This window comes from Lelliottia sp. EB106-05-01-XG201 (assembly GCF_058791735.1).
In genome coordinates this window covers 2,246,753-2,273,422 of sequence record NZ_JBYTDV010000001.1, presented here as the reverse complement: position 1 = coordinate 2,273,422, position 26,670 = coordinate 2,246,753, and the positions used below count along the sequence as shown (strand labels likewise).

The 26,670-nt window shown below is 57.0% G+C and carries 21 protein-coding genes and 1 pseudogene; 6 read left to right on the top strand and 16 right to left on the bottom strand.

Going from position 1 to position 26,670, the window contains the following annotated elements:
• Nucleotides 1–71 precede the first annotated feature (71 nt).
• Nucleotides 72–2,996, bottom strand: coding sequence for an HD domain-containing phosphohydrolase (locus AC3WS9_RS10630; RefSeq protein WP_492490321.1), 2,925 nt, complete (start codon nucleotides 2,994–2,996; stop codon nucleotides 72–74).
• Nucleotides 2,997–3,170: 174 nt separating this feature from the next.
• Here AC3WS9_RS10630 and AC3WS9_RS10625 point away from each other — a divergent pair, with 174 nt between their 5' ends.
• The gene (locus tag AC3WS9_RS10625; RefSeq protein ID WP_492488213.1) at nucleotides 3,171–3,743 is read left to right on the top strand and encodes a flavin reductase family protein; all 573 of its coding nucleotides are present in this window, start codon (nucleotides 3,171–3,173) and stop codon (nucleotides 3,741–3,743) included.
• Nucleotides 3,744–3,764: 21 nt separating this feature from the next.
• Here the strand turns inward: AC3WS9_RS10625 and fusA are convergent, their stop codons facing one another.
• Nucleotides 3,765–5,867 carry an elongation factor G gene (gene fusA / locus AC3WS9_RS10620; RefSeq protein ID WP_492488211.1) on the bottom strand — a complete coding sequence of 701 codons (2,103 nt, stop codon included), beginning with the start codon at nucleotides 5,865–5,867 and terminating at the stop codon, nucleotides 3,765–3,767.
• A 160-nt stretch (nucleotides 5,868–6,027) separates the two neighbouring features.
• On the opposite strand from fusA, the gene AC3WS9_RS10615 reads away from it, so the two are divergent.
• Nucleotides 6,028–6,327 carry an ArsR/SmtB family transcription factor gene (locus AC3WS9_RS10615; RefSeq protein WP_282495157.1) on the top strand — a complete coding sequence of 100 codons (300 nt, stop codon included), beginning with the start codon at nucleotides 6,028–6,030 and terminating at the stop codon, nucleotides 6,325–6,327.
• Between the two features lie 100 nt (nucleotides 6,328–6,427).
• On the opposite strand, the gene AC3WS9_RS10610 is transcribed toward AC3WS9_RS10615, so the two are convergent.
• The 10 genes and pseudogenes from AC3WS9_RS10610 to AC3WS9_RS10565 all read right to left on the bottom strand — a co-directional run bounded on the left by AC3WS9_RS10610 (nucleotide 6,428) and on the right by AC3WS9_RS10565 (nucleotide 15,923).
• Nucleotides 6,428–7,303: an MBL fold metallo-hydrolase gene (locus tag AC3WS9_RS10610; RefSeq protein WP_492488208.1), complete on the bottom strand. Its 876-nt coding sequence runs from the start codon at nucleotides 7,301–7,303 to the stop codon at nucleotides 6,428–6,430.
• Between the two features lie 194 nt (nucleotides 7,304–7,497).
• Nucleotides 7,498–7,728 carry a tautomerase PptA gene (gene pptA / locus AC3WS9_RS10605; protein WP_095282093.1) on the bottom strand — a complete coding sequence of 77 codons (231 nt, stop codon included), beginning with the start codon at nucleotides 7,726–7,728 and terminating at the stop codon, nucleotides 7,498–7,500.
• A 35-nt stretch (nucleotides 7,729–7,763) separates the two neighbouring features.
• Nucleotides 7,764–8,381 carry a glutathione S-transferase family protein gene (locus AC3WS9_RS10600; RefSeq protein ID WP_492488206.1) on the bottom strand — a complete coding sequence of 206 codons (618 nt, stop codon included), beginning with the start codon at nucleotides 8,379–8,381 and terminating at the stop codon, nucleotides 7,764–7,766.
• Nucleotides 8,382–8,418: 37 nt separating this feature from the next.
• Nucleotides 8,419–9,306, bottom strand: coding sequence for a transporter substrate-binding domain-containing protein (locus AC3WS9_RS10595; RefSeq protein ID WP_492488204.1), 888 nt, complete (start codon nucleotides 9,304–9,306; stop codon nucleotides 8,419–8,421).
• A 9-nt stretch (nucleotides 9,307–9,315) separates the two neighbouring features.
• On the bottom strand, nucleotides 9,316–10,089 hold the full coding sequence (locus tag AC3WS9_RS10590) for an amino acid ABC transporter ATP-binding protein (RefSeq protein ID WP_095282096.1): 774 nt from the start codon (nucleotides 10,087–10,089) through the stop codon (nucleotides 9,316–9,318).
• Nucleotides 10,073–10,996 carry an amino acid ABC transporter permease gene (locus AC3WS9_RS10585; RefSeq protein WP_492488202.1) on the bottom strand — a complete coding sequence of 308 codons (924 nt, stop codon included), beginning with the start codon at nucleotides 10,994–10,996 and terminating at the stop codon, nucleotides 10,073–10,075. Before AC3WS9_RS10585 ends, AC3WS9_RS10590 begins: the two co-directional genes overlap by 17 nt.
• A gap of 9 nt (nucleotides 10,997–11,005) precedes the next feature.
• Nucleotides 11,006–11,515 (bottom strand): GNAT family N-acetyltransferase, encoded by a 510-nt coding sequence (locus tag AC3WS9_RS10580; RefSeq protein ID WP_492488200.1) that lies wholly within the window; start codon nucleotides 11,513–11,515, stop codon nucleotides 11,006–11,008.
• Nucleotides 11,516–11,524: 9 nt separating this feature from the next.
• Nucleotides 11,525–13,787 (bottom strand): annotated as a pseudogene (locus AC3WS9_RS10575) (NtaA/DmoA family FMN-dependent monooxygenase).
• 16 nt (nucleotides 13,788–13,803) lie between these two features.
• Nucleotides 13,804–14,925, bottom strand: a complete 1,122-nt coding sequence (locus tag AC3WS9_RS10570) for a M20 peptidase aminoacylase family protein (RefSeq protein WP_492488198.1) — start codon at nucleotides 14,923–14,925, stop codon at nucleotides 13,804–13,806.
• Nucleotides 14,922–15,923 (bottom strand): LLM class flavin-dependent oxidoreductase, encoded by a 1,002-nt coding sequence (locus AC3WS9_RS10565; RefSeq protein WP_492488196.1) that lies wholly within the window; start codon nucleotides 15,921–15,923, stop codon nucleotides 14,922–14,924. The genes AC3WS9_RS10570 and AC3WS9_RS10565 overlap by 4 nt, the downstream gene beginning before the upstream one ends.
• A gap of 457 nt (nucleotides 15,924–16,380) precedes the next feature.
• On the opposite strand from AC3WS9_RS10565, the gene AC3WS9_RS10560 reads away from it, so the two are divergent.
• Nucleotides 16,381–17,916 (top strand): methyl-accepting chemotaxis protein, encoded by a 1,536-nt coding sequence (locus AC3WS9_RS10560; protein ID WP_285144389.1) that lies wholly within the window; start codon nucleotides 16,381–16,383, stop codon nucleotides 17,914–17,916.
• Here AC3WS9_RS10560 and AC3WS9_RS10555 read toward each other — a convergent pair.
• On the bottom strand, nucleotides 17,913–18,311 hold the full coding sequence (locus AC3WS9_RS10555; RefSeq protein ID WP_324722554.1) for a (R)-mandelonitrile lyase: 399 nt from the start codon (nucleotides 18,309–18,311) through the stop codon (nucleotides 17,913–17,915). The two genes, AC3WS9_RS10560 and AC3WS9_RS10555, sit on opposite strands and share 4 nt — an antisense overlap.
• Before the next feature lie 111 nt (nucleotides 18,312–18,422).
• Here AC3WS9_RS10555 and AC3WS9_RS10550 point away from each other — a divergent pair, with 111 nt between their 5' ends.
• Complete coding sequence (locus tag AC3WS9_RS10550; protein ID WP_492488193.1) at nucleotides 18,423–19,313, top strand: LysR family transcriptional regulator; 891 nt, start codon at nucleotides 18,423–18,425, stop codon at nucleotides 19,311–19,313.
• Nucleotide 19,314: 1 nt separating this feature from the next.
• On the opposite strand, the gene AC3WS9_RS10545 is transcribed toward AC3WS9_RS10550, so the two are convergent.
• Nucleotides 19,315–20,298 (bottom strand): aldo/keto reductase, encoded by a 984-nt coding sequence (locus AC3WS9_RS10545; protein WP_492488191.1) that lies wholly within the window; start codon nucleotides 20,296–20,298, stop codon nucleotides 19,315–19,317.
• Between the two features lie 429 nt (nucleotides 20,299–20,727).
• Here AC3WS9_RS10545 and ansP point away from each other — a divergent pair, with 429 nt between their 5' ends.
• Nucleotides 20,728–22,221 (top strand): L-asparagine permease, encoded by a 1,494-nt coding sequence (ansP, locus tag AC3WS9_RS10540; RefSeq protein ID WP_492488189.1) that lies wholly within the window; start codon nucleotides 20,728–20,730, stop codon nucleotides 22,219–22,221.
• A gap of 112 nt (nucleotides 22,222–22,333) precedes the next feature.
• Here ansP and yncE read toward each other — a convergent pair whose 3' ends face one another.
• Nucleotides 22,334–23,395, bottom strand: a complete 1,062-nt coding sequence (gene yncE, locus AC3WS9_RS10535; protein WP_492488187.1) for a 7-bladed beta-propeller protein YncE — start codon at nucleotides 23,393–23,395, stop codon at nucleotides 22,334–22,336.
• A gap of 267 nt (nucleotides 23,396–23,662) precedes the next feature.
• Here yncE and pqqU point away from each other — a divergent pair, with 267 nt between their 5' ends.
• Nucleotides 23,663–25,777 carry a TonB-dependent receptor PqqU gene (pqqU, locus tag AC3WS9_RS10530; protein ID WP_285144384.1) on the top strand — a complete coding sequence of 705 codons (2,115 nt, stop codon included), beginning with the start codon at nucleotides 23,663–23,665 and terminating at the stop codon, nucleotides 25,775–25,777.
• A gap of 111 nt (nucleotides 25,778–25,888) precedes the next feature.
• On the opposite strand, the gene AC3WS9_RS10525 is transcribed toward pqqU, so the two are convergent.
• Entirely contained in the window at nucleotides 25,889–26,557 is a 669-nt protein-coding gene (locus AC3WS9_RS10525) for a GntR family transcriptional regulator (protein WP_282492962.1), read from the bottom strand.
• Between the last annotated feature and the right edge of the window lie 113 nt (nucleotides 26,558–26,670).

Below are 26,670 nucleotides of genomic sequence, written 5' to 3'. Positions count from 1 at the left end.
GAGATATTCCCTGTTTATAAACTATTTTTGCGCATCCACTGGCGCAAAAGTGCTTTTCACCTTTATCCCCGTCACACTGCCAGCCTGAGCTCCACCTTATCCAGCAATTTCCCGACATCGACTTCATCCACATTCGCCCCCTGCAAAAAGGCCGTCGAGTAGGTTTTCCAGACTCCGGATTGCAGGAAGAGAATAAACAGATCCCGGTTGAGATGATTCTCGTTGACCATCATCACCATAATATTCAGCGCCTCGGAAAGTCGTTTCCCCGGTTTATATGGGCGGTCGGCCGCGGTCAGCGCTTCGAACACATCGGCAATCGCCATCATCCTGACCGGAATACTCATCTGCTCTTCGCGCAGCTGGTAGGGGTACCCTTTCCCATCCATGCGCTCGTGATGACCGCCCGCGATCACCGGCACATTGGCCATCGTCCTTGGGAAAGGCAGTTTTTTGAGCATGATGATGGTCTGCATGATGTGCTCGTTGATTTTGTAACGCTCCTCGTCCGTGAGCGTGCCTCTGCGGATCGACAGGTTGTAAATCTCACCGTAGTTGTAGAGATACTCGGGCTCCCGCAGCCGGAAATGGTAGCTTTCTGGCAGATGACTTTTGGTATCACGGTAAACAACGTGCTCTTCTTTATCGGCAAGGATGGGCTCTTGCACGGGCAGCGGTTGCACGGGCTGGCGGGTTTTGCGCGCCAGCTCGGCGCTGGAAACGCCCGCGGTGTCGTCGAGGGTTCGCGTCCACCGATAATCGGCAATCTCCTGAATGCGCGCCAGAGCGCTGTCAGGCAGGAACTCGCCGCCAATATTGCACTGTGCAATAAAGTAAAAATCCTCATCCAGTTTCCTAAGCGCCTCTTCCAGCTGTCGATCCGGCTCTGCCAGCAAGGCGCCCGGAATGCGGCTTCGCAGCGAGGCGATCTCTTTTTCGCGTTTTAGCACCTCAAAGCGCATGCGAATTTCATGAATGCGATCGTAAATCAGCTCCAGTTTGGTGGCTTTATCCACCACAAATTCCGGGGTGGTGATTTTCCCGCAGTCATGCAGCCAGCAGGCGGTGTGTAACTCCTCCCACTCATTTTCAGAGAGCGTGAAACTGGCGAACGGTCCCTCTTTCGCCTCCACGGCAGCGCGGGCGAGCATTTTGGTAATTTCAGGCACGCGCTGACAATGTCCCCCCGTATAGGCGCTTTTGGCGTCGATGGCACCGGCGATCAGCTCGATAAAGGCATTCAGGAGATGCTTTTGCTCCTGCAGCAGGTACTGGGTTTCAATAGCCACAGACATACTGCCGATCAGGGCGTTGACCAGCTGCATTTTTTTCGCCTGACGTTCTGCGTTCATCTCGTGGAAGTTGAGCAGCAGCAGGAATCCCAGCAGGTGGCCGTCGTGGGTCTGCATGGGGACGGCAATGTACGAGACCCGATGATAAGACTGCAAAAAGGCGCGCAACGGTGCGGGCACGGCAGTGGGATTCGATTGCAGATCAAAAACGCCGCAGACAGACTGGCCTTCACGGATTTGCGCAAACGCAGGCGTATCCCGCTCATCGAACTGCATCGCCTCCATCTCTGGCTGGGTCAACGTCTGGCTTTCGCGATTAACGGCGACTGGCGTGAAGATATGCTGCGTTTTATCCGCCAGATAAATAATCCCGCCGTTCATGGCGGCGATTTCCGTGGTTTCATTCAGCAGCCCCTGCATCTGCTGCGGGAAATTGTCTCTGGCCGACAGGATGCTGCCCATCGAGATAAATTGATTCAGGGTGCGCTTCATTTTTGCCATCGCCCGGTGCAAATCATCCACTTCTTCAATGATTGAATGCTCAGCGTCACCTTCATTGAAGGTCAGCGTACTGATGGCTTCGGCATCTTTGCACAGCCGGATAAGCGGCCTGGAGATTCGCCGGGAGAAGTACCAGACCACCGGCAGGCTGAGCAGCAGCAGAACAAAGGCGATCAGGGTGGCGTTGTTGCGGATCGCGTTCGCGTCTGCCGTCAGAAGCGCCGACGGCGTGGCGATAATCAGCCGATAGTGATTTCCGCTGTTATCAATATTCACCACTGAACCGTACCAGTCCTGGCCGTCGACGTTAAACTGCCGACTTTTACCGGCGTTTTCAGCGGGCAAGCCGGACAGCGTATTTAACACCGGCGAGCGTTCCAGTTGGTTGAACCCCTTTTCACCGCCGTTAAGCGGCGGCTGGCTGGCGATCATTTCATTGGACGCGTTAACAATGGCGGCCTGACTGCCTGCGGGTAATCCCTGCTGTTTCAGAAACTGAGACAGAGAAGCCAGGGAGACATCCAGGCCGAGCACCGCCTGCTGGTTATCCACCCGCCTGCTGTAGGTAAACCCGGTCTCGCCGGTGCTATGGAATCGGTAGTTAGGAGAGGTGATAAGATCTGAGGTTTTAGACGCCTGAATAAACCACGGACGTGTGCGAGGATCGAACGGATCGTTAGCGGCCGTTGTCGTGCCGATGACCTGCAGCTGCTCGTTGAGGGACATCAAGCGCTTTTCAGATTTCCCGGCGACCAGCCTGTTGCTCTGCACCAGCCACTGCACATTATCGGGCACCTGGAAAAAGCGGCGATTGGCTTCTGTTATGCGCCGCAGCATAAAAAAATCCCCGTCAGGCCAGGCCACGTAAACCGAGCTGGCGTAGTCGTTTTGGCGCAATATTTCGATCAACTTCCCGACGGACAGCATGCGCTGTTCGGGCGAGGTGGCGTCGGCGATCGTCGTACCGGCAAGCAGATTGACGGACATCATCATCCCGCGCGTCACGGCATCCAGTTCGGTCGCAACGGCCTCACCGGTTTTCTGATATTGCTGGTTGGTGCTGTTTTCCGTCAGGCGAGTCAGCTGGCTGTAGCTAAACATAACGATGACCGAGCCAATAATGACAATCAGCAGGGTAAAAAGCGTCGCAATCTGGAGATGCAAAGGATGGCGATACTTCAGGCGGGACAGTGTATCTGGCAGCATATCCGGGCGTCCTGAAACTGTGTTTCTCATTGATCAGTATGGCATAACCCGGAAATATGCTAGTCGTAGATCCGCGATAATTCTGTTCTCAGCCGCGCACGCCGGATGCCGCTTGCTTTCACCCTCGGTTCAGTCGTTTAATGCCCTATCGCCCCTGTCTGAGGAGTTCCTGTGAGCCACTTCCGCCCCGTCGAATTAAAACATGCGAGCCGCCTTCTGAATCACGGTCCTACGGTGTTGATCACCAGCCGCGACCAGACCATAAACCGACGCAACGTGATGGCTGCCGCCTGGTCAATGCCCGTCGAATTTGAACCACCGCGGATTGCGATCGTGGTCGACAAAAGCGCGTGGTCCCGCGAGCTGATTGAACGCAGCGGGATGTTCGGGATTGTGATCCCGGGTGTCGCTGCGGCGAACTGGACCTACGCCGTCGGCAGCATTAGCGGTCGCGACGAAGACAAGTTCAACGCCTATGGGATCCCGGCGATTAATGGCCCGGTGCTGGGCCTGCCGGTGATTGAAGAGAAGTGTCTGGCGTGGATGGAGTGCCGCCTGTTGCCTGCGACCTCTGCCGCCGAGAAATACGATACGCTGTTCGGCGAAGTGGTGGCCGCGGCCGCGGATGAACTGGCGTTCGTCGCCGGACGCTGGCAGTTCAACAGTGACAGCCGGAATACCTTGCACCACCTGGGGGCGGGAACTTTTGTCACCAGCGGGAAGATGGTGAAAGCGCCGGAGTAAACTCCGGCGCTGAGATAACAACTACCCTTTCGCGCGGCTGGCAATAATGTCGTCCGCCACGTTGCGCGGCGCTTCGGCGTAATGGTGGAACTCCATGCTGTAGGTTGCACGGCCCTGCGACATGGATCGCAATGTGGTCGCATAACCAAACATCTCAGCCAGCGGGACGTCAGCGCGAATAATCTGGCTGCCGAACCGCTCTTCCATGCCCTGCACCATTCCGCGGCGAGAAGAGAGATCGCCCATAATGTTCCCGGCGTACTCTTCCGGCGTTTCCACCTCGACGTGCATCACCGGTTCCAGAATCGCCGGATCCGCTTTGCGCGCGCCGTCTTTAAAGCCGAAGATCGCCGCCATGCGGAAGGCCATTTCCGAGGAGTCAACGTCGTGATACGAACCAAACGTCAGGGTCGCTTTCACGTCCACCACCGGATAACCCGCCAGCACGCCGCTGTTCATGGCTTCGCGCAGGCCTTTTTCCACCGATGGAATGTACTCGCGCGGCACCACGCCGCCTTTGGTGGCATCTTCAAATTTAAAGCCGCTGCCCGGCTCGAGGGGTTCGAGGCTCAGAACCACATGCCCGTACTGCCCTTTCCCGCCGGACTGGCGCACAAATTTGCCTTCGATCTCTTTCACCGCTTTGCGTAGCGTCTCGCGATAGGTCACCTGCGGGCGGCCAATGTTCGCTTCGACGCCAAACTCGCGTTTCATGCGGTCGACGATGATTTCCAGATGCAACTCCCCCATCCCGGAGATGATCGTCTGGCCTGACTCTTCGTCCGTGTGCAGGCGGAACGACGGATCTTCTGCCGCCAGACGCTGCAGCGCGATCCCCATTTTCTCCTGATCGGCCTTGGTTTTCGGCTCGATTGCCAGGGAAATGACAGGGTCCGGGAACTCCATACGCTCAAGCGTGATCAGGTGATCCGGATCGCTCAGAGTGTCGCCCGTCGTGACATCTTTCAGCCCGACGCAGGCGGCGATATCCCCCGCGCGCAGTTCATCGACTTCATGACGGTCGTTGGCATGCATCTGCACGATACGCCCGATACGCTCTTTCTTGTCTTTCACCGGGTTGTAGACCGCATCGCCTTTTCTCAGCACGCCGGAATAGACGCGGATAAAGGTCAGCTGGCCAACGTACGGGTCGGTCATCAGCTTGAACGCCAGCGCCGAGAAGGGTTCGTCATCGCTCGGATGGCGCTCGGCGTGTTGCCCTTTTTCATCCACGCCATCAATGGCCGGAACGTCGAGGGGCGACGGCATCAGTTCGACAACCGCGTCGAGCATGCGCTGCACGCCTTTGTTTTTAAAGGCACTGCCGCACAGCATCGGCTGGATCTCGCCTTTGATGGTGCGCTGGCGCAGCCCGTCGATGATTTCGGCTTCGTCCAGATCGCCCGTTTCCAGGTATTTATCCATCAGCGCGTCAGTGGCTTCCGCCGCGGCGGAGACCATTTTTTCCCGCCAGATCTTCGCGGTGCTCAGCAGATCGTCCGGCACAGGACCGTAGCTAAAGGTCATGCCCTGCGTCGCATCGTCCCACAAAATGGCGCGCATTTTAATGAGATCGACCACGCCGGTGAAGTGCTCTTCTGCGCCGACAGGAATGACAATCGGCACCGGATTGGCCTTCAGGCGGTCAATCATCATCTGTACCACGCGGAAGAAATCGGCTCCCGGGCGGTCCATTTTGTTGACGAACGCCAGGCGTGGGACGTGATATTTATTCGCCTGCCGCCAGACGGTTTCCGACTGCGGCTGCACGCCGCCGACGGAGTCATAAACCATCACCGCGCCGTCGAGAACGCGCATGGATCGTTCCACTTCAATGGTGAAATCCACGTGCCCTGGGGTGTCGATAATGTTGATCCGGTGCGGTTCAAAATTACGATCCATGCCAGGCCAGAAAGCGCTCACGGCGGCGGACGTAATGGTGATTCCGCGCTCTTGCTCCTGCGCCATCCAGTCAGTTGTTGCCGCGCCATCGTGGACTTCACCCAGTTTGTGGCTCATTCCGGTGTAAAACAGAATGCGCTCGGTGGTGGTCGTTTTACCGGCATCGATATGCGCGGAGATACCGATGTTGCGATAACGTTCGAGGGGGACGGGTCGGGGCATGATAAATCCTTAGTCAGTTTGACTTGAGTAGAACGACCGGAATGGTCGTCTGTGTGTTCGTCTGCTATAATAGTCCTATTGTACGAGTATATACGAACTATTTTTTTAAGGATGGGCCTATCATTAAGATAGCTCACCTTCCCGCTAACCCAGGAAGTCTATGATCGCCAACCACCCCGAACCTGAACAAATCACGCTGGAAAATGTGCTGTTAGCCCTCGGCAACCCGCTGCGACTGGAAATCCTCCGCCTGCTCGCCGACGGCAGCGAACTGAGCTGCAACGCCCTGCGCCCGGAAGACATTGCCAAATCGACGATGACCCACCACTGGCGCGTCCTGCGTGACAGCGGCGTGATCTGGCAGCGCCCGCAGGGACGCGAGAATATGATTTCGTTGCGAAGAGAAGACCTGGACGCCCGTTTTCCGGGGCTGTTAGATACGTTGTTGCGGGTGATGTAGCCGTTTTTATGCCGGGTGGCGGCTGCGCCTTACCCGGCCTACGGGTCTGATGAATTTGTAGGCCGGGTAAGCGTCAGCGCCACCCGGCTTAATTGCCACTTTAAACTTCTGGAGACCACCCGTCATAGTGCAGCGTGAAATGTGCATCATCTCTTTTCACGCTACCTGTAACCGGTGAATTAAAATGCATGCCCGTTACGCTTATATTATCGGAGACAATCCTTTCCAGCAGGCGTTTACGGGTGGCTGCGGCGGTGACGGGATCGGTATCAAACGCAATGGTCACTTCTGGATGCTCAACCTGGATATGGGGGAAATGTACAATATCGCCCCAGATTAATAATGACTCCTGACCGCTACCGACCAGATACCCGGTATGGCCTGGGGTGTGTCCGGGTAACGGAACTGCCTGAATCCCCGTCACAATATCCTCCTGAGAGAACGGCACCAGTTTCTGCTCGTAAGCAGCAAGCGCATTCTGGGCAAGCGCGAAGGAAGGATTAAACGCGCCAGGGGCACTCGCCTGGACCGTTTGATTACGCCAGAAGGCCAGCTCTTTCTCGTGGATATACACTCTTTCAACATGGCGAAAGAGTGGCGTATTTAACGGGCCGGCTATCCCACCAATATGGTCGGGGTGCGCGTGGGTGAGCAGGATGGTGTCTATTTGCAGAGGGTCAATCCCTGCCGCCGCCAGCGCGACCGGCAAACGTCCGCCCCAGCCTTTAAAATTCCCTGCGCCGCTGTCCACGAGGATCGTTTGACTACCGGTCTGAATAACGTACACGTTGATATTCATGCGCGGCAATTTAGAGACCCCACGCTGTTGAAGGAGTGCTTCGGCTCTGGAACCATCGATTCCCGACAGAAGTTCAAATGAAGCATCCAGATACCCATCGCTGAGCATAGTCACCAGCATATTGCCAATTTTTATACGGTTAACCATGGGTGCCTGAAATGTCTGCAGTAACGTCATGTTGTGACCTCGAAAATGTGAATCAGATCAGCATAACCCTCTGACGAGGCAATAAAAAGTGACAAATGTGTTTCAGGCTATTATCGAGCCGCGTAGATCTGAAAACCTTGCCGGATGGCGGCTGCGCCTTATCCGGCCTACGGGTCCGATGATTTTGTAGGCCGGGTAAGCGTCAGCGCCACCCGGCAAAAATCTTACATCGAATACCCAGGCTTCTTAATCAGCTCATCCAGTTTCGGGCCGATCTCCGTATCCCAGACCTGCGCTTTCCAGTCTTCCTGTTGCACCTGGTTCAGGGCAACGGAAACGGAAGCGTCTTTGCTGTTGAAATGACGAATAATCACTTCGGCGATGTCCGCCGCCAGGGCGGTTTTTTGTTCTTCGTTCAGATCGCGGGGAAAACATTTGATATCGACGTGTGGCATCTGCAGGCTCCTGTTGTTGTGAGCTTTTCAACATATCAGATAATGTCGTTGGCCTTTAACACCTTGTGCAGTTCTGGCAGCTGACAGACGGAATCGGCGATGGCGGTAATATGCGGCGTGTTGGCGGCAAACCATTCATGACGCGGGCCCCAGGTGCGCATCACCGCGATATAGACGTCAATCAGCGTAAGCTGCTCGCCGAACGCCCAGGGCGCGGCTTTGAGGTGGTTATCCAGCCACAGATAGAGTGATTTGCGATACGCCATGCAGTTTTCCCGCAGCTGTTCCGGTGCGTCGGGCGTCCAGCGTTCCGGGTAGTCGGCGTAAGTGAAGGTAGGATAGACATTGGCGACCAGCCAGATCAGCAGGCGCTGGAACTGCGCCCGGTCCGGATGGCCCACCGGTGGCGCGAGATCCGGGCAACGATCGAGAATCATCAGCCCGATGGCCGCCGTTTCGCTCATCACCGCGCCGTTTTCCAGCTCCAGCGTCGGAACCTGACACAGAGGATTAAGCTTCTCCAGCAGCACACGCTGCGGGCCGGGCGAGTCAAACCCCTCAACATTGATGTACCGATAGGGAATATCGGCCAGGGTGAGCATCAGTTCGCTGATGGCCGATCCCCAGCCGGGTACGCCGTACAGGTTAATCATACTGCCCCCACTCAGAACAAATTCTAAGTGTAGAACATCAGTAGGTGATGCCCGGCGGATTGACCTCGGACTGCGCCACCCCCTCGCCCTGCTCGCCCCAGCGCGCCAGCACCTGCTGATACTCCCCGCGCTGAATCGCCCCGTCGAGCGCCGCCTGAAGGGCATACACCAGTTCGTTGCCCTTTTTCGTCGTCGTGGCGACGTAAGCCTTTTTCGGCCCCAGGCCCACCACGCGGGTTTTCCCCGTCAGCGCCGCTTTATAAGCCGAAACCGACTGCGGGCCGAAGAACACATCCGCGCGACCGGACTGGATATACAAATTCCCTGAGGCGTCATCCGTCAGATAAACCGGCAGCGCAGGCTCGCGCCCGGCCTGCTTGTTCTCCTCGTTCCAGCCAAGCAGGATACGTTCCTGATTGGTCCCGGAGCCGACGATCACTTTTTTGCCCGCCAGATCTTCGGCGTTTTTGATCGACTGCACGTCGCTGGTGGATTTCACCGAAAAGGCCAGGGAATCGACCCGATAGGTGGCGAAATCAAACTTCTCTTTGCGCTGCTCGGTCACGGCGATATTCACCAGCGCCACGTCGTAGCGCCCGGAGCTGATCCCGAGAGGCCAGTCCTCCCACGCCGTCGGCACCAGTTTGAGTTTTAACCCGAGACTCCCCGCCAGCAGACGGGCGATATCCGGGTCACTGCCGATGCGGGTGCGGTTATCGCTGGCGAGCAGTGCCAGCGGCGGAGAGTTCAGGGCAGAAATCGCCACCGTCAATGTGCCCGGCTCGACAAACTTATACCCCTGAGGGATCCTGGCGATCGCCGCCTGATCGACTGCAACAGGCAGCGGCTGCTCGTTCGCTTTTAAATCGATGCTCGCCTGGCTTACTGATACGACGCCCAGCAGCGCCAGAAATCCGTATTTCATACCCTCTCCTTACAGCACTTTCGACAGAAACTGGCGCGTTCGCGCATGGGATGGACGGTTTAACACCTCGTCGCTACTACCCTGCTCGACGATTTTGCCGTCGACCATAAACACCACCTGATCCGCCACTTCACGGGCAAAGCCGATCTCGTGCGTCACCACCACCAGCGTAGTGCCGGACCGGGCGAGCTTTTTGATCACGTCCAGCACCTCGCCCACCAGCTCCGGGTCGAGCGCCGACGTCGGTTCATCAAACAGCATGACGCGCGGTCGCAGGGCCAGCGCGCGGGCGATGGCGATGCGCTGCTGCTGCCCGCCGGACAAATGGCGCGACCAGGCGTCGGCTTTTTCGCGCAGACCCACCACATCCAGTAGGCCGTAAGCCCGCTCGACCGCCTCTTTGCGGCTTAATTGTTTATGCGCAATCGGCGCCTCGATCAGGTTCTCCAGCACCGTGAGATGCGGGAACAGGTTGAAATTCTGGAACACGTACCCGACGTTAACGCGCTGTTTGAGAATCTCTTTCTCTTTCAGCTCATACAGCTTGTCGCCCTGGCGGCGATAGCCGATGTAATCCCCGTCGATCTGAATAAATCCTTCGTCGACGCGCTCCAGATGGTTAATGGTTCGCAGCAGTGTCGATTTACCGGAACCGGAGGGCCCAAGGATCACCGTCACCGAACCGGGCGGGATTTCCAGCGACACGTTATCCAGCGCCTTGTGGCGGCCAAAGAACTTACTGACACCGGTGATCGAAATATGTCCTTCAGGAGAGGCTGGCATGGATTGGCTCCTGTACAGGGGTAACGGAACGGGTGCGTGCGCTGGCGCGAGACTGATTCACCGCCGAGCGGCGTTCGCTGCGAGCCAGGCCGCGTTCCACTACATGCTGAATCGCGGATAAGACGGTGGTAATGACCAGATACCAGGCTGCACCGACCATTAATAACGGGATCACTTCCTGGGTGCGGTTGTAGATCATCTGAATGGTGTAGAACAGCTCCGGCATCGCGAGGACGTACACCATCGCAGTGCCTTTCGCGAGGCTGATAATCTCATTAAACCCGGACGGTAAAATGGTGCGCAGCGCCTGGGGCAGGATAATGCGCAGCGTGCGACGCCAGGCCGGTAAACCCAGCGCAGCGGCCGCTTCGTACTGCCCGTGATCGACGCCCAAAAAGCCGCCGCGGATGATCTCGGCGGTGTAAGCGCTCTGGACCAGGGTCAGGCCGACCACCGCGGTGGAAAATTGCCCCAGCACGTTGATGGTCTCAAATTTGCCCCAGGTGATGCTGGTGAACGGCACGCCGAGTGAGAGCGTGTCGTACAGATATGAAAAGTTATAGAGGATGATCAACACCACGATCAGCGGCAGCGAGCGGAACAGCCAGATGTAGCCAAACGCCAGGCTGCTCAACAGCCACGACGAGGACAGCCGCGCCAGGGCTAACATCCCGCCCAAAACCACGCTCAGGGCCGTGCCGATCAGGGTCAGGAGCAGAGTCTGCCCGACCCCTTCCAGAATCACCGGATCAAAGAACCAGCGCGCGAACACGCCCCACTCCCAGCGCGGATTAAAGGCCACCGACTGAACGACGACGGCCAGCACAAACAGCGCGGCAATCGCCCCGACGGTGCGCCACGGGTAGCGCGCCGGGACCACTTTGATGGTTTCAACGTTGTTGTTCATCGTCGTTCCTCATGCGGATTTACTGAACGCTTCGCGTACCAGCGTTTTGGTGAAGCGCAGACGCCCGTCAAACGGCGGCTGGCTGTACTCTTCCGGGTCGCGGTCGAGATCGAACTGCGGCGCATAGCCCTGGCTCAGATAGAGCTTCACCGCCTCCGGCTGACGAAAACCGGTGGTGAGGTAAATGCCGCTGTACCCCGCCAGCACCGCCCGGCGCTCCAGCTCCTGCACCACGCGCGCGGCCAGCCCCTGCTGGCGCAGGGTTTTATTGGTCCAGATGCGTTTGATTTCCGCCGTTTGCTCGTCAAAGGGTTTGTAGGCGCCGGTGGCGATGATCTTGCCGTCGCGCTCCAGGACGATAAACAGCCCCTGCGGTGCGAGATACCACTCGGTCAGTTCGATTTCGGCGTCTTTGGAAAAGTAATCGCCATAACGCGCCGCGTACTCTCCGAACAGCCCATCAATGATGGGCTGAAGATCGGCGTCTTCCGGCGATACGTCGCGAAAAAGATCGCTCATGTGGCCTCCTTAGTCGCCGAGTCCGGCCGGGTTCACTTCTGAACTTGGGATACGCTCGACGCCTTCGCCCCAGCGGTTCAGCACTTTGTCGTAATCCCCGTTTTTGATAACCCCATTAAGCGCGGTCTGTACCGGTTCAACCAGCCCGGAGCCCTTTTTCAGCGTTACGGCGATGTGCGCCGCTTTCGGCCAGCCGCCGTCCACGCTGCCCACCAATTTGGTTTTGCCCGTCAGCGCCGCTTTCCACGCGCCAATCACGTTTGGCCCAAAGTAGGCATCGGCGCGCCCGGACTGGAGCGCCAGGGTCTGAGCCGCGTCATCTTTGGTATAAACAGGCGTGAACGGCTTGAGGCCTTTCTTGAGGTTTTCGGCGTTCCACGCCAGCAGGATCGCCTCCTGATTGGTGCCCGACCCGACGATAATCTTCAGCCCGGCGATGTCTTCCGCCTTCTCAAGGGACGTGATCGGGCTGGTCGATTTGACGTAGAAGCCGAGGGAATCCTTGCGGTAGGTGGCAAAATCAAACTTCTCTTTGCGCTCTTTGGTCACGGTAATGTTGCTGATCGCCGCGTCATATTTTCCGGAAGCCACGCCGAGCGGCCAGTCTTCCCAGGAGGTCGGAACCACGTTCAGCTCCAGCCCGAGGCTATCCGCCACCAGACGCGCGACGTCCACTTCGCTGCCGAGCAGGGTTTTGTTGTCATCTGAAAATACGGTCAGCGGCGGCTGGTTCAGCCCTGCCACGGCGACGGTGAATTTCCCCGGCACCGCAAAGCGATAATCCTTCGGCAACTGCGCCACGGCATCGCCGTTTTTAGTGGTATTCACCGGGGTTTTATTGGCCTCGATGCTCACACCGGTACCGTTAATGTTCACATTCTCTGCCCAGACGGCAGGGGTAAAGGCCAGCGCGAGCGCCAGAACGAGCGATGATTTCTGCATAGCGTATTTTCTCTTATTGTTGTGTGAACTGGTTTTTTGGCAGGTCTAAGCCCAGACTTTCGCGAAGCGTGGTGCCGGGGTATTCCGTGCGGAACAGGCCGCGCGCCTGTAATACCGGAACGACGCTGTCGACAAAGCGCGGGAAGGTATCCGGCGTGCCGCCCTGAATGATGAAACCGTCGGCGGCATGGGCGTCAAACCACTGTTGCAGGCCATCGGCCACCTCTTCCGGCGTACCGGAAAAGCGCGGGCGCGGAGAAGCCGCTTCCAGCGCCACCTGGCGCAGAGTCAGGTTCCGTTCGCGGGCGTTGCGTTTGATCTCATCGGTGGTGCTGCGGAAACTGTTCTGCCCGAGATCGCCGATATCCGGGAAGGGTTCATCGAGCGGATACTGGCTAAAATCATGATGCTCGAAATAGCGCCCGAGATAGTTCAGCGCATCGTTAATCGACACCAGCGCAGCGGTGGTTTGATACTGCTCTTCCACGTCCGCCGCATCTTTTCCGACAATTACGCTGACGCCCTGGAAAATATGCAGTTCATCGGCACGGCGACCATGTAATTCCAGCTGTGATTTCACGTCACGATAAAAGGCTTGAGCTTCTTCTAATGTGTCGTGATGGGTAAAAATGGCATCGGCATGTTTCGCCGCCAGTTTTTTACCGTCATCCGATGCGCCCGCCTGAAATACAATAGGACGCCCCTGCGGGGTACGGCCAATATTCAGCGGCCCGGCGACCTGGAAGAAATCACCGTGATGATCCAGCGTGTGTAATTTCTCTGGATTAAAGAATTGTCCGCTCTGTTTGTTACGCACAAAAGCGTCCTCTTCCCAGGAATCCCACAGCCCTTTCACTACGTCGAGATATTCGTCGGCGATGCGATAGCGCAGGGCGTGTTCCGGGTGTTTCTCGCGAGAGAAGTTCTTCGCCGAACCTTCCAGCGGCGAGGTCACCACGTTCCAGCCGGCACGGCCGTTGCTCAGATGATCGAGACTGGCAAACTGGCGCGCAACGGTGAAGGGTTCGCTGTAAGAGGTCGACAGCGTGCCGACCAGGCCAAGTCGGGAGGTCAGACTCGCCAGCGCCGATAAGACGGTCACCGGCTCAAAGCGATTAAGAAAATGCGGGATCGATTTCTCGTTAATATAAAGGCCGTCAGCGACGAATAAAAAGTCGAGCTTGCCCTCTTCTGCTTTTAACGCCGTCTCTTTGACGAAATCAAAATTAATACTCGCATCAGCGATAGCCGCCGGATGACGCCAGGCGGACATATTTCCGGATGCGCCATGCAATATCGTCCCCAGACGCAATTGTCGTGTTGCAGACATATTCACCTCTTAGTGGTTAAATTTGATGGAGTGCTTTTTCTGCAAGCTGCGAGAAATAGTGCGCGGCGGGCTCGATCAATGCCTCGTCCGGATTAAAGCCCGGATGATGCAGACCAAAAGGACTGTTACTCCCGATACTGACGAACGCGCCAGGAATATGCTGGAGATAGACGGCAAAATCTTCGCCGCCCATATGCAGCTCCGCGTGCTGGGTTTCATAGCCGGTTTCACGCGCGACCGAAGTGGCAAAATCGGCCCAGCGCTCGTCATTCACCAGCGCCGTCGGTCCGGCGTACCAGGTAATATCAATCTGAGCGTTGAAGGCGCTGGCAAACCCGGCGGCGATCTCGCCGACGCGGGCTTTGACATTCTGCTGCACTTCGATGCGATGGGTGCGCAGCGTCCCTTCCAGCTCGACGCTTTCCGGCAGGACATTCCAGGTATTGCCGCCCTCGATGCGCGTTACGCTCAGCACCACGGAATCCAGCGTGTTGACGTTGCGGCTGGCGACGCTTTGCAGTGCGGTAACCAGCTGGCTGGCGAGGAGGATCGCGTCTGACCCTTCATGCGGACGGGCGGCGTGGGCACCCTTGCCCGTCACGCGGATCACAAACCTGTCGACGTTGGCATAAAACGGCCCGCCGCGGGTGGCAAACGCGCCGACGGGAAGGCCCGGCTCGTTGTGCATCCCAAAAATAGCGCTCACATCCTGCAACGCACCGGCGCGGACCAGGCTTTTCGCACCGCCGAAATTCTCTTCAGCGGGCTGGAACAGAATACGCACGCGACCGGGCAGCGAAGCTTCGCGAGCCTTGAGCTGCAACGCTGCACCGAGAATGACGCTGGTATGAATATCGTGGCCGCAGGCGTGCATCACCCCCGGGTTTTGCGAGCTGAATTCCACGCCGCTGCGCTCTTCGATTGGCAGCGCATCAATGTCCGCGCGCAGGGCAATTTGTTTCTGCCCTTTGCCGATCTCAGCCACAATGCCGGTGTGAAGATCGTATGGCAAAACGGTGATCCCGGCGTCCGACAGCCACTGGCGCAGACGGGCCGTGGTTTCGACTTCCTGTCCTGACAGTTCAGGATGGCGATGCAGTTCACGTCGCCAGTCAATCAGCTGTTGTCCGAGGCTCATGCCAGCACCTCCCCGGCGAATTTCGCTTGCGCCAGCAGGCGCAGGGATTGCGTGCGGGCGAGGCCGTCCGCCACGGGCGTATCGATAATAAATTCGTCGATGCCCCAGGTCTGATGCAGGGTTTCCAGCTCGTCGAGTACCGATTCCGCCGTGCCTTTGATCAGCGACTGGGCGCGACGGGCGATACGCAGCGGTTCGCTTCCCGCCTGACGCGCAAAGGCGTAGGCCTGCTCTTCACTGGCGACGGTCACCCGCTGGCCGTTCGCCAGCTCCACGCCCCACACTTCCACTTTTTCCGCCAGCGCATCGGCTTGCGCCTGGGTCGGTGCGACGATCGCCTGCACCGCCACGGTCACACTCAGCGCACTGTGGGCGCGCCAGGTTTCCAGCACCTCGCGCAGAAGATTCACATCCCCGTTGAGGTGCGCGGCAAAGACAAAGTTCCAGCCGAGTTTCGCGGCGAGCAGCGCGCTTTCCACGCTGGCACCGAGCAGGAATTTCTCCGCTGGCGCAGACGGGAGCGGTGTCGCTTTGACGCTGTCGTCCTGCTCATCCGCCGACGGGATGAGCCAGTGATTCAGCTGCGTCAGCTGATCGGCAAAATCGCCCTTCTCATCCTGATGCAAACCCACCTGCAGGGCGCGGGTGGAGAGCGGCAAACCGCCGGGCGCTTTACCGACGCCGAGATCGACGCGGCCTGGGGCAATCGAGGCCAGCACGTTGAAGTTTTCCGCCACTTTATAGGGGCTGTAATGCTGGAGCATCACGCCGCCGGAGCCGACGCGGATGTGCTTTGTCTGTCCCAGAATCCAGGCAATAAGCAGCTCAGGAGACGGGCTGGCCAGCTGAGCGGTATTGTGGTGCTCGGCAATCCAGAAGCGATGAAAACCCAGCGCTTCGGCCTGTTTTGCCAGACTTAAGGTGCGCGCCAGCGCATCGGCTGCCGTTTCGTTCACCGCGACGGGGCTTTTATCCAGAATGCTGATTCGCCAGGACATGTTGTGTTCTCGTTTGACTTAACATGTCGTCATTATTAAAGGGGGATTTCACCTCTGAGAAACAATTAATTTACATTTGGTTTGCCGGAAATCAGAAATGGAACGTCGCCCGGCGGCACTTCGTTTGCGCTGGCCTACAGGTTTCGTAGGCCGGGTAAGCGAAGCGCCACCCGGCAATAACGGCATGAGTTTCAGTTTTCGCATTCCTATTTCACTTAATATTTAACTTAAGGGAAAAATTAAATTCGCCATTAAAAATAAAGACTCTAATTGTTTTCAATTTCATTACATAAGCAAAGTTTAATAGATAAAAAATATTTAATTCAGGTGCTTTCTTGTTCACCCTGTTTTGTGGAAGAATGCGCAGGCCGTAATAAACACAACAATAACTTTTGTCTTGCCTGAATATTTTTCGGGCGGCTTCTCTGTTTTTTTTGACATCACCATGGAGTTTTTCATGAGAAATAACACTCCTGTTACACAAAGCGAGTTTTTACTTAACGAAGGGTCGACGCTGATGTCGACCACCAACACGCAAAGCCATATTACCTATGCCAACTCGGCGTTTATTGAAGCCAGTGGCTATAAAGAAGAACATCTTATTGGCGAGCCGCACAACGTCATTCGTCACCCGGATATGCCACCCGAAGCTTTTGCCGATATGTGGTTCACTTTACAGCAGGGCCAGAGCTGGACTGGGCTTGTCAAGAACCGTCGGGGTAACGGCGATCACTACTGGGTTCGCGCTAACGTCACCCCGGTGTATCAAAACGACACCCTGACCGGCTATATTTCCGTGCGGAATATTCCGCCGCGCGACGAGATAGAAGCCAGTGAAAATCTCTATCAGCGGGTCAGAAATAACCAGGTCACCCGTCATCGTTTTTATAAAGGATTACTGGTCCGTCGGGGTTTATTTTCTTTTCTTTCGCTGTTTAAAAAAATCAGCACCGCAAAAAGAGTCAATTACGGAATAGTGACCACCGCCCTGCTGGTCTTTGTTATTACATTTTTATTACCGCAAGGCGCTCTGCAAATCAGCGCGCTGCTTGCCCTCTTTATTGGGCTTGGGTTTTATCTTAATGCCCAGATTTGTCGCCCACTGAAAAAGATTGTCCATCAGATGCAGCACGTCGTTTCCGGAAGGAAACCCGCTTATTTCCATTTCGATCGCGTCGATGAAGTGGGCATGATGATGCGCCTGGTGAATCAGTCGGGGCTGAATTTAAATTCTCTGGTGGATGATGTCGGAACACAAATTGCCGGGATCAGCACCATCAGCCAGCAGGTGGCGAAAGAGGGTGCGGCGTTACAGGCGCGCTCCGAAGAGACCGCCGACGATCTGCAGCAAACCGCTGCCGCCGTGGAGGAGATCGCCAGCGCCGTACAGCAAACGGCGCAAACCGCCGGAGAAGCGATCCACATGGCGGATCGTACCAGCAGTAGCGCCCACAGCGGTGAAACGGCGATGAAGCAGACCATCGGCATGATGCAGTCGGTGTCGAAAGATAACAGCCAGATCGTGGATATCATCGGCGTGATCGACCGCATCGCCTTCCAGACCAATATTCTGGCGCTCAACGCCGCCGTGGAAGCGGCGCGTGCGGGCGAAGCGGGCCGCGGGTTTGCGGTCGTGGCCGCAGAAGTGCGCAATCTGGCCCAGCATTCGGCGTCGGCGGCGAAAGAGATCAAAACCTTGATCGAGAAGAACGTCGCCAGCGTCAACGCCGGTGTGGCGATGGTCGAGCAGACCGAAACCCATCTCACGGCGATGATTGGCAACGTGCTACAGGTGACGTCGCTGATCAAAGAGATCGGCCATGCGACTCAGGAACAGACCCTGGCCCTGACGCTGATCAACGAGTCCATCTCCCGCATCGGCGTGATGACCCACAACAATACGGGGATGGTCGATAACGTCACCGGGGCCGCGAATCACCTGACGGAGCGCACCACGCGGCTACAGCAGGCGATTGCTGTGTTTGGCGGTTAACGCCCCTGATACTCCTCGTCACTCACCTTTTCCAGCCACTCCACCGGGCTACCGTTCACGGATTCGGCGATAGCAATGTGCGTCATCGCGGTCTGTGAACTGGCTCCGTGCCAGTGTTTCACGCCGGGCGGTATCCACGCGATATCGCCCTGATTCAGCGCTTGCGCCTCCTGGCCCCACTCCTGCAGCCAGCCGCGTCCCTGCGTCACAATCAGAGTCTGCCCCAGCGGATGGGTGTGCCATGCGGTGCGCGCGCCGGGTTCAAAGGTCACCGTAGCACCGCCCACGGACGCCGGTTCTGTTGCCTGAAACGGCGCGTCAATACGCACCGTTCCGCTAAACCACGCCTCCGGGCCACGCACTGAAGGTAACGAACCACTTCGGATAATTTTCATGCTGCCTCCTGTTTTGCTGATGCGTTAACAGTAGCGCAATCCCGGAGGCAGCATTAGACTGCATAATCAGAAAGGAACCATGAATGTAATTCATATATCTGGGGTTATTCCGTGCTGAAAGACAATTTTAACGATCTGCTGTCGTTTATGGTGGTGGCCCGCGAGCGCAGCTTTACCCGTGCCGCCGCGCAGCTGGGGGTGTCGCAGTCGGCGTTAAGCCACGCGATGCGCAATCTCGAAGCGCGTCTGGATATGCGGTTGCTCACCCGAACTACCCGCAGCGTGGCTCCGACCGAGGCGGGCGAGCAGCTATTTATGCGCTTAAGCCCTCATCTGCTGGAGATCGAACAGGAGCTGACCGCCCTGCGCGATATGCGCGACAAACCCGCAGGGAATATTCGTATCACCGCCGGGGAGCACGCCATGGCGGCGGTGCTGTGGCCGGTGCTGAAACCCTTTATGGCGCAATACCCCGACATTCACATTGAAGTCACCGTGGACAACGGCCTGACGGATATCGTCGATGGGCGTTTCGATGCGGGCGTGCGGCTGGGCGAGCAGATCGCCAAAGATATGATTGCGGTGCGTATCGCGCCGGATATGCGCATGGTGGTAGTGGGATCGGCGGACTATTTCTCACATTTCGGCGTGCCGGACTCGCCCGAACAGCTGGCGAATCACCGCTGCATCAATATGCGCCTGCCGACGCTCGGCGGGCTGTATGCCTGGGAGTTTGAAAAGGACGGGCGGGAACTGCGGGTCCGGGTGGACGGTCAGCTGACGTTAAACAACCTGCCGCAGCGCATCGATGCCGCCGTGGCAGGTCTGGGGCTGGCGTATGTCCCGGAAGATACGGTGCAGGACGCGATCGCTGACGGACGGTTAATTCCGGTATTGCAGGACTGGAGCCCTTATTTCGACGGCTACCACCTTTATTATCCGAGCCGTCGTCAGCACACCACCGCGTTTTCCCTGCTTGTTGACGCCCTGCGCCAGAGATAAATTACTTCCCGACGCGCGCCTGCAGATGCTGCGGGTAACGCTCTCCCACTACGTCAATGCTGGCCAGCGCCTGATTAATGCGCGCCAGCGCTTCCGGTGACAATGTCACGTTGACGCTGCCCAGATTCTCCTCCAGACGATGCAGTTTGGTGGTGCCCGGGATTGGCACAATCCACGGCGCTTTCGCGAGCAGCCACCCCAGCGCGATTTGCGCCGCCGTCACGCCCTGCTCGGCGGCCAGCCGTTGCACCACGTCGACCAGCTGTTGATTGGCCTGCCGCGAGGCTTCGCTAAAGCGCGGTACGACGTTGCGGAAATCGCTGCTGTCAAAGGTGGTCTGGGCGTTGATCGCCCCGGTCAGGAAGCCTTTCCCCAGCGGGCTGAAGGGCACAAAACCGATGTTCAGCTCCTCAAGCAGAGGTAAGATCGCCTGCTCCGGCTCGCGCCACCACAGGGAATATTCGCTTTGCAGCGCTGTCACCGGGCACACCGCATGGGCACGACGGATGGTCTCGACGCCCGCTTCCGACAGACCAAAGTGCTTCACTTTACCCTCGGCAATCAGATCGGCAATGGTCCCGGCGACGTCTTCCACCGGAACATCCGGATCGACGCGGTGCTGATAATAGAGGTCAATGACATCCGTTTTCAGGCGTTTCAGCGAGCCTTCAATCGCCGCACGAATATGTTCAGGGCGGCTGTTGAGTACCTGGCCCGGCTGATCGCAGTCAAAACCGAATTTGGTCGCAATCACCACTTTGTCGCGCAGCGGGGCCAGCGCTTCGCCCACCACCTCTTCGTTGGTGTACGGGCCGTAGATTTCGGCGGTATCGAAAAAGGTCACGCCGCGATCCACCGCCGCGCGGATAAGGTTAATCGCCTGCGTCTTGTCCGTCGCCGGACCGTAGCCGAAACTTAAGCCCATACATCCCAGCCCCAGGGCCGAAACTGTTAAACCATTTTGTCCGAGTTGTCGCTGTTGCATCTGTTGACCTCATGCGTTTTCGTAATGAACGCTGTTACTGTAGAGGGAACAGCTCATGAGGACTACAGCGCAGAAAAGCTTGTGCTTATGAATTCAGCTCATCAATACCATTGAGCAACTATTAAGCACAACTGATGATTAAAGCAGCAGTGAATCGGATGTTTTGCCTGGAAACTGTTCACCATTCAGCACGTTGTCACCCCCGTCTGCTCTGACCACACGCATTCATTCGATCCGTATCACTTTCAGGCCGGTTATATTTTGCGTCGCTTATGGATTGCGGGTAGGATGCTTCGCCATGTTTTGCCTTATCCATACGCAGAATGACTGGAAAGGCGGCATCTGGCTGCGCAGAAGCAATCGATTGGTCTGCTGACGGCCATGTACGGGCATCCCTAAGATGATTCAGACAGGTAAACAGGTATCTCAATGAAAACAAGCAATAAAAACGCAGCCGATCATCACGCTGCGAAACGTCGCTGGTTGAACTCTCACGAAGAGGGCTATCACAAGGCGATGGGTAACCGTCAGGTACAGATGATCGCCATCGGTGGCGCCATCGGTACGGGGCTGTTTTTAGGTGCAGGCGCACGTCTGCAAATGGCTGGCCCGGCTCTGGCACTGGTCTATCTGGTGTGCGGGATTTTCTCCTTCTTTATTTTGCGTGCCCTCGGCGAGCTGGTCTTGCACCGCCCTTCCAGCGGCAGCTTTGTCTCATATGCCCGTGAGTTTCTCGGCGAAAAAGCCGCCTACGTGGCGGGCTGGATGTACTTCGTTAACTGGGCGATGACCGGGATTGTCGATATCACCGCCGTTGCGCTGTATATGCACTACTGGGGCGCGTTCGGCGATGTCCCGCAGTGGATGTTTGCCCTTGGCGCGCTGGCGATTGTCGGCACCATGAACATGATTGGCGTGAAGTGGTTCGCCGAGATGGAGTTCTGGTTTGCGCTGGTCAAAGTGCTGGCGATTGTGATCTTCCTGGTGGTGGGTACCGTGTTCCTCGGCAGCGGTAAACCGCTCGACGGCGGCGCGACCGGCTTCCATTTGATTACCGATAACGGCGGTTTCTTCCCGCACGGCCTGTTGCCTGCCCTGGTGCTGGTTCAGGGCGTCGTGTTTGCCTTCGCCTCGATCGAGCTGGTCGGAACGGCGGCGGGCGAATGTAAAGATCCGCAGACCATGGTGCCAAAAGCGATCAACAGCGTGATCTGGCGTATCGGTCTGTTCTACGTCGGCTCCGTGGTGCTGCTGGTTCTGCTCCTGCCGTGGAACGCCTATCAGGCGGGTCAGAGCCCGTTCGTCACCTTCTTCTCGAAGCTGGGCGTGCCTTACGTGGGCAGCATCATGAACATCGTGGTACTGACCGCAGCGCTCTCCAGCCTGAACTCGGGTCTGTACTCGACGGGCCGTATCCTGCGCTCCATGTCGATGGGCGGTTCCGCGCCGAAGTTCATGTCAAAAATGAGCAAACAGCAGGTGCCGTACGCGGGCATTCTCGCCACGCTGGTGGTGTACGTCTTTGGCGTGTTCCTGAACTATCTGGTGCCGTCTCAGGTGTTTGAGATCGTCCTGAACGTAGCGGCCATCGGCATTATCGCCTCCTGGGCGTTTATCGTGGTGTGCCAGATGCGCCTGCGTAAAGCAATCAAAGAAGGCAAAGCGGCGGACGTGAGCTTCAAAATGCCGGGCGCTCCGGTGACCTCGTGGCTGACTCTGCTGTTCCTGTTCAGCGTGCTGGTGCTGATGGCGTTTGACTATCCGAACGGCACCTACACCATCGCCACGATCCCGCTGCTGGCTATCCTGCTCATTATTGGCTGGTTTGGTGTGCGTAAACGCGTGAACGAGATCCACAGCACCGCGCCGGTGCTGGCGGAAGAACAACCGCAAGAAACTCACAAGCCCGCGCAGGTCTTGTAGGTCGGGTAAGGCGAAGCCGCCACCCGACAACAATAAAAAAGGAAGGCATATGCCTTCCTTTTTTTTGCCCGGCGGCGCTACGCTTGCACGGGCCTACAACGACAACACCCTGTTACAACACGATGCGAATCACGTCGTCGGGCTGGGTTGCTTCCTGCTGGCGGGTGGATTTCTGCTTCACCGTCACGTACAGGGTTTTACCGTCGGCGGACAGCGTCAGGCTGTTCGGGAAGGTTGGCGTATCAATGGTTTTGGTGACTTGGTAGGTTTTCGCGTCGATCACGCTGACTTTACCCGCTTCGCGATGCGTCACATACGCTTCGTTGCGCGCCGGGTTAAACAGCACCGCCAGGGACTCAGGTGCCGCGATTTTCTCGATCACGCTCCCGTCTTTCAGATTCACCACCAGCACTTCCGGCTGTTTGGAATCGGTCAGGAACGCGCGCTGCCCTTTGGTGTCCAGGCTCAGGTTCAGGTAGAAATGCTCTTTCCCGTCGTCCTGCACTTTTTTGCGGCTCAGCACTTTGTTCGTGGCCGTATCGATGGTGATCAGCTCGCCGTCGGCGTTAGTGCTGTACAGACGTTTTGCCGCGGCATCCAGCGCCAGACCGGTGCTGAACGCGCCGGTGTTAGCGATAGTCTCTTTCAGTTTCAGCGTTTCGCCGTCGACCACCCAGATCACGCTCTCTTTGCCGATCCCGGTGATATACACCGTGTTGGTAGTGTCATCGGCCACCAGTTCGCGCGGCTGCAGCGGCTTCACGGTGTCGCTGCGTTTGCGATCGTCCAGCACCAGACGCCCTTTCACGTCGCCGGTTTTGGCGTCGATGGCGGTCACGGCGCTGTTGGTGGTGTTACCAAACCACAGGGTCTGAGTGGCGCTGTTGATAGTCGCGCCGAACGGTTTTAAATCGTTATGAATGGCCTGCGTCACTTCCAGCGTGACGGGATCAAGACGGTAAACCACGCCACCTTTATCCGTTTTACGGCTTTGCGTGGTGGCCACCCACAGGGCATTTTCCTGCTGGCTGACAGCCATTTCGTAAGCGCCTTTACCGACCGCTTTTCGCAGCATCTCTTCTGCAGCATGAACATTAAACGAACCCGCTACCAGCAGTGAACCCAGCAGTAAAGAACCACGCAGACGCGGCGAGCACAGATGACGTAATGACATGACGACTCCCTTTGATAAAAAATGTGTAATGCCGACATTGCTTCCCTGAGACGAAGTCATCGCTCCGCCCTGTTTTATTGTTGAGAATAGTAATCATTATTCACCGGAATGTGGAGCCTTTGTTTCCTCTTTCGCGCTTCGTTTCGTTTTTATCTACACTTCTGTTAACGCAATGTGCTGTTAAAGTTTTCAAAACTTTTACAAAAGATTTACCATACGCGCACGTGTTCCATTTGGTTCGTTTTTTCCCATAACCGGCTTTTATTCATGAAAATCATCTCTGCCCGTCAGGCTTCGCTCTCCCTGCTGTGGATACCGATCGTCTTAACCCCTGCCGCCGCGCTGGCTGCACAAGAGCAAACGATGATCGTCAGCGCCACGCCGCAGACCGTTTCCGAGCTTGATACCCCCGCCGCCGTCAGCGTGGTCAACGGGGACGATATGCGTCAGGCCGCGCCGCGCATCAACCTTTCAGAATCCCTCGGCAGCGTGCCGGGTTTACAGATCCAGAACCGACAGAACTACGCTCAGGACCTGCAGCTCTCGATGCGCGGCTTCGGCGCGCGCTCAACCTTCGGCGTGCGCGGCATTCGTATGTATGTCGACGGCATTCCGGCGACGATGCCGGACGGTCAGGGGCAAACCTCAAACATCGATCTCTCCAGCATCGACAGCGTCGAAGTGCTGCGCGGCCCGTTCTCTGCCCTGTACGGCAACGCCTCGGGCGGCGTGATCAATATCGCCAGCCAGACCGGGCAACAGCCGCCGACCATTGAGGCGAGCAGCTATTACGGCAGCTACGGCACCTGGCGCTACGGCCTGAAAGCCACCGGCGCGATGGGCGACGGCACGCACGCGGGCGACGTGGATTACACCGTGTCGACCACCCGTTTCACCACCCAGGGCTATCGCGATCACAGCGGCGCGCGCAAAAATCTGGCAAACGCCAAACTGGGCGTGCGCATTGATGACGCCAGCAAACTGACGCTAATTTTTAACAGCGTCGATATGAAAGCCAACGATCCGGGCGGACTCGATTATCAGGAGTGGCGCGACAACCCGCGTCAGTCGCCGCGCGCCGACCAGTACAACACCCGCAAAACCATCAAGCAGACCCAGGCGGGCCTGCGCTATGAGCGTCAGCTGACAGAGCAGGACGATCTCAGCGTGATGATGTACGCCGGTGAGCGCGAAATGACGCAGTACCAGTCGATTCCGTACCAGCCGCAGTTGAAAGAGACCCACTCCGGCGGGGTGATCGACATGCAGCGCCACTATCAGGGCGTGGATACCCGCTGGACCCATCGCGGTGAACTGCTGGTCCCGGTCACTTTCACCACCGGTCTGAACTACGAAAACATGAGCGAAGATCGTCGCGGGTACGAAAACTTCGTCATGAACAACGGCGTGCCAGAATACGGCGTCAAAGGCGATAAACGTCGCGATGAACGTAACCTGATGTGGAACGTCGATCCCTATCTGCAAACCAGCTGGCAGCTGACGCAAAAACTCTCCCTGGATGCGGGCGTGCGCTACAGCTCCGTGTGGTTTGATTCCAACGATCATTACGTGCAGGGCGCCAACGGGGATGACAGCGGCGACGCGAGCTATCACAAATGGCTGCCTGCCAGCTCGTTAAAATACGCCATCACCGATGCGTGGAATGTCTACGCTGCCGCCGGTCGCGGGTTCGAAACGCCGACCATCAATGAACTCTCCTACCGTTCCGGCAACCAGAGCGGGCTGAACTTCGGCCTGAAACCGTCCACCAACAATACCTACGAAGTGGGCAGCAAAACCCGCGTCGGCAATGGTCTGTTGACGGCGGCGCTGTTCCGCACCGATACGGATGATGAGATCGTGGTAGACGCCAGCTCCGGCGGTCGCACCAGCTATAAAAACGCCGGGAAAACCCGTCGTCAGGGCGTCGAGCTTTCTCTCGATCAGCAGTTTGCCGAGAACTGGAAGCTGAAAATGGCGTGGACGTATCTGGATGCAACCTACCGCACCAACGTCTGCTCCGACGCCGACTGTAACGGCAACCGTATGCCGGGCATCGCCCGCAATATGGGTTACGCGTCATTCGGCTGGCAGCCGGAAGAAGGCTGGTACGCTGGCTCCGATGTACGCTACATGAGCGACATCATGGCGGACGATGAAAACACCGCCAAAGCCCCTTCCTACACCGTGGTCGGCCTGAATACGGGCTACAAATTCAACTACGGCAACTGGGGAATGGACCTCTTTGGTCGCGTCGATAATCTGTTCGACAAAGAGTATGTCGGATCGGTCATCGTAAACGAATCCAATGGCCGCTACTACGAACCGGCTCCGGGACGCAATTACGGCGTGGGGATGTCGGTTTCCTATCGTTTTGAGTAACGCACGTTGAGTGGTTAAATATAATACCTTCCCGGAAGATCAATTCTTCCGGGAAATAGTTCACCACTGGGATAGTGATAACAATAAATTAAAACCGTATTTAATCGTTCCTTAATTAAAATATTGCTGCAATAAAAGCGCCGTCGACCCGTCAATCAGTTTATCTATCGCTTTATCACAGGCCACCGCGTCGCGACGCTCAAGGGCATTCAGCAGATCGTCATAGCGGTAGGAATATTTTGTGATGTCGTGAACGTCTTCATAGAGATAATTAAAGCAAGGGCCAATACGCACCCAAAGTTGCTCAATCATCGCCGTTAAGGTTGGCATCTGGGCGTATTCATACAGTCGGAAGCGAAACGCACGATTGGCATGTAAGGCGCGCTGCGCCTCGCCATTACGCATCGCCGAATGGAATTTTTCAGCCAGATCCCGTAATTCCAGCATCTTGCTGTCGGTCATATTTTCGCAGGCGGCAGCGACGGCCATAGTTTCCAGTTGCTTTCGAATAGCGTTAATTTCGTTATAACGATCGAGCGTAATCTCCGGCACCAGAAAGGCCTGCGCCGGGGTGGCGTGCAGGGCTCCGGCGGAGACCAGTCGTAACAGCGCTTCGCGAACGGGAGTGATGCTGGTGCCTAATTTATCCGCAATCTCTTTGGTAATTAGCCTCGCGCCTGGCTTGAGCGCTCCGGCAATCAACGCCCCTTTCAGGCTCACCTCAACTTGCATCGTGAGGCTCAAGCGTTGTGCTTTTTCTAAATGTTCCAATTCAAGCATGTTCATTTCCTTCAGCTTAAAAATAAGCGCTATTCACCGCCCCGTTTTGACCTAAACGGGACTTGTCAGATATATCCTGTATCTTCACGCTGGTATTGGAATGACGCAAAAAG